Here is a 3,906-nt window from a genome sequence, read left to right as displayed (position 1 = left end):
TGAGATCTGCTTCACTCTCTTGTATCTCTAGTTTGTAAACCCCAGTCATACTCTACGATTAAACTCACTTCAAGTTTTATAGCATCTGTCGTTTGCTTTTGAAGAATTGGTATTACTCGATCGCCATTTGCTTATTAGAATTTTTCAGCGATCGTGCTACCATACCGCCGATCCAAATTTTTGCCACCGATATCAGCGAAGCGGCGCTCAACAAAGCCAGGGTCGGCTTCTACTTAGAAAACCAGCTTGGAGGAGTTTCACCCGATCGGTTCAACCGCTTCTTTGTTCCTATCTCCGGAGGGTATCAAATTAGCAGCAACCTCCGGGAACTGTGTGTCTTTGCCCGACACAATTTAGGAGGCGATCCGCCGTTCTCCAACCTTGACTTGATTAGCTGTCGCAATGTGCTGATTTATTTATCAGATACATTGCAAGAGCGCATCATGTCCCTTTTTCATTACAGTCTTAACTTAAACGGCTTTTTGATGCTGGGCACTTCCGAAAGCATCAAGACTGCCTCAGACTTGTTTACTTCAGTTCACGAATCTGCCAAAATTTACGCTCGCAAATTGACCTTGACTCGTCCGCTGTTTTCGTTCACAACCCGTTCTTATCCCCTGGTCAGCGGCGAGAGTCAGCAGCGAATCGGTGAGACCAATACCAATACGTTTGATTTAGCGCGAGAAGTCGCTCAACTTATCTCAAATCGCTACGCGCCAGTGTCCGTCGTGGTGAACGACCAGATGCGCATTCTCGACCTGCGCGGAGACACCGATCCCTACCTAAAACTGCCTCCCGGAACGACTGACTTAAACCTGCTGCTGATGGCACGGGAAGGCTTGGCGATGCCGCTTCGCACTGCCTTTTATCAAGCTCAAACCCAAAACATCTCGGTTCGGCAAGAACAAATTCAGCTTGAATTGGGTGAGCACTCAACTTGCCTCAATCTAGAAGTGATTCCCTTCCAACCGACGATCGCTAACGAGCTATATTTTTTGGTCATTTTTGAAGCGGTTTTACCTCCGGTCACTCCCTTTACTGCCACTCCGGTTGAACGCCGGGAACTCGAAGATTTGGAGCGTGAAATCATTCAGCTTCGTCAAGCCCTGTCAGCCTCAACTCAACGAGAGCTTTCAGCACAAGCGCATTTGCAGGCAGTGATCCAAGAACACAACTATCTCAACCAAAGCCTGCGAGTGGCAAACGAAGAAATCTTGTCGAGTAACGAGGAGTTGCAAAGCACCAATGAAGAACTCCAAACCGCTAAAGAGGAGATCCAGGCGACGAACGAGGAACTCACCACCACCAACGAGGAACTCCGGAACCGCAATCTGCAACAAAACCGAGACAATAGCGACCTGAACAACTTTATTGACAGCCTCAGTGTACCGATCTTGATGCTGACGAATGATTTGAGAATTCGCCGCTTCACCCCCACTGCCCAGCGCCTGTTCAACTTCATTTCCACCGATGTCGGACGACCGTTTAACGACTTCCGCACCGATTTTGACGTTTCTCACCTAGAATCGATGACGTTAGAGGTGCTGGAGACACTCAACACGAGAGAACAAGAAATTCAAACCCAATCTGGCTATTGGTATTCCCTGCGAATTCGTCCCTATCGCACAACCGAAAACCAAATTGACGGGGTGACGATGGTGTTTCTCGATATCGACGCGCTTAAACGTCATGCAGCAGTCTTAGAGGCAGAGCGGAACTACGCAGAAGCGATCGTCGAAACGGTGCAAACCCCTTTAGTGGTGCTGGATGCCGAGCTGCGAGTGAAGACGGTCAATCGAGCGTTCTACAATATGTTTCAGGTTTCTGAAGCTGAAACCAAGCAATCTTTTTGGTTTGAGCTAGGCAATAGACAGTGGAATATTCCCCAACTGCGATCACTTCTAGAAGAGGTTTCGACCAGCAATCGGCAGGTTCAAAATTTTGAGGTGGATCATCATTTTGAGCAGATTGGGCACAAAACGATGCTGCTGAATGCCTGTAAGCTGCAACGAGCAGACAACGCTGACATGATTTTGCTGGCGATCGCAGACATCACCGAACGGAAGCGATTTGAAGTGGAGCAGGCAGCCCGTCAGATAGCGGAAGATGCCAACCGAGTTAAAGATGAATTTCTCTCAAACCTTTCGCATGAACTTCGAAATCCCCTCAACGTGATGCTGGGTTGGGCACAAATGCTCCGCACCCGCACCCTGAATGAAGCCACTGCCGCTCGCGCTTTAGAGATGATTGAGCGGAGTGCCAGAGCGCAAGCCCAGCTCGTTGAAGATATTTTAGATACCTCTCGGATTGTCAGCGGCAAGCTCAATCTCCGCACCCACCCGCTTGATCTGCGCCTTGTGGTGCGAGCTGCGATCGAGACCATTCAATTAGTAGCTGAAGCCAAAAACATTCAAATCATTGCTCAGTTGAGTTCTCAAACCATCGTTGGGGATGCCGATCGCTTGCAGCAAGTCTTCGGGAATTTGTTGTCAAACGCCATTAAGTTCACTCCACCAAATGGACGCATTGAGATTACGATGGAGGCTATCCAAGGGCAGTCTCAAATCCAAGTGAGCGATACTGGACAGGGCATTTCAGTCGATTTGTTGCCTTACATTTTTGATCGCTTCCGTCAAGGCGATTCCAGCACCACGAAAGCCAAGGCAGGTCTAGGTCTAGGACTCTCGATCGTGCGCGATATCGTTGAACTGCATGGCGGCACAGTGCAAGCAGCCAGTCCGGGTGAAGGACAAGGAACAACGCTGACCGTCAGGTTGCCCCTGCGCGATCTTCCCCAAGAATCTACACCGTTGAGCGATTCAGATTCAACGGCATTAGAACGTTCGAGCGATCTTGTTTCTTCTTTAGCAGGCTTGCAGATCTTAGCGGTTGATGATGAAGTTGATACCTGTGAGCTAATCAAGTTTGTGCTAGAAGATTATGGGGCTGAAGTGCAGAGCACCTCATCTGCCAGAGACGCGTTATCCGCTTTGAATCAAGCTCCCAGTCGGTACAATGTGCTGATTTGCGACATCGGAATGCCAGAAGAAGACGGCTACTGGTTGATTCAGCAAGTGCGATCGTTGAGTTCAGACGCGGGCGGACAAATCCTCGCCATCGCCTTGACTGCCTATGCTAGTAAAGTTGAACAACAGCGAGCGATCGAGGCTGGGTTTCAACGTCATATTGCAAAACCTGTAGACACAGAGGAATTAGTCAGAGCAATCCTGTCAATTCACACGCCTTCAACAGAAAAAACTGGATAAAATCGGTGTTGTTTCGCTAGTGACAAGACTATATCAACGTAGAATCAACCCTCCTAGCATCGACTGTCACAAAAATACTTGAAAGTGGGACAGTTTGAGCCATTATGCACTTAATTAGACCAATGCCTAGAAGCTTTATTTCATAAGCTTTTCAGCCTTAGCGACCAAAATTTCTCCACTACTATACAAGGGCGTTGCTAGCTTTCAGCGATTTTTACTGGCAGTGAAATGGCAGTCTCTAAGGGCTGTGGAATTGGCTGTAGATCCACCACATAATCCCCAAATCGTTTTAATTGTCGAGTCATGTAAAGGCTGAGAACTGCCAGCGATTCCCGGTCTACCTTGTGCCCCTCTGCATGCAAGCTCTGGATAGCCCAAGAAATGTCCACTGCATTTTGAAGAATAACGGCACAAGCCACAACATCAAGGTACTTGAGTCGTTTCTCTTGCTCTTCCGGGTCGTTCTCAGTAATCACTCCATCCTTGCCGAAGAAAAGCCAGTGAGTGAACTGATTAAATCCCTCTACCTCAGATCTTGCACCAAGGCTTAAAAGGTGGCAGAAAGGGCGTGAAACTAATAGACCGCAAGAACCATGGACATTCTTGCCCACGCCCAAGAACTAATCTATCACTTGCTCGA

At 48.4% G+C, this 3,906-nt stretch carries 2 protein-coding genes; one reads left to right on the top strand and one right to left on the bottom strand.

What is annotated here, in order from left to right:
* The first annotated feature begins 98 nt into the window (after nucleotides 1-98).
* Nucleotides 99-3,266 carry a CheR family methyltransferase gene (locus tag H6F72_RS00010; RefSeq protein ID WP_199298811.1) on the top strand — a complete coding sequence of 1,056 codons (3,168 nt, stop codon included), beginning with the start codon at nucleotides 99-101 and terminating at the stop codon, nucleotides 3,264-3,266.
* A gap of 197 nt (nucleotides 3,267-3,463) precedes the next feature.
* Here the strand turns inward: H6F72_RS00010 and H6F72_RS00005 are convergent, their stop codons facing one another.
* Nucleotides 3,464-3,877, bottom strand: a complete 414-nt coding sequence (locus H6F72_RS00005) for a Tn3 family transposase (protein WP_206755407.1) — start codon at nucleotides 3,875-3,877, stop codon at nucleotides 3,464-3,466.
* Nucleotides 3,878-3,906 lie beyond the last annotated feature (29 nt).

This window comes from Trichocoleus sp. FACHB-46, from assembly GCF_014695385.1.
Taxonomy (GTDB): domain Bacteria; phylum Cyanobacteriota; class Cyanobacteriia; order FACHB-46; family FACHB-46; genus Trichocoleus.
The sequence above is the reverse complement of the archived record's forward strand: the minus strand, read 5'-3'. Positions and strand labels throughout refer to the sequence as shown.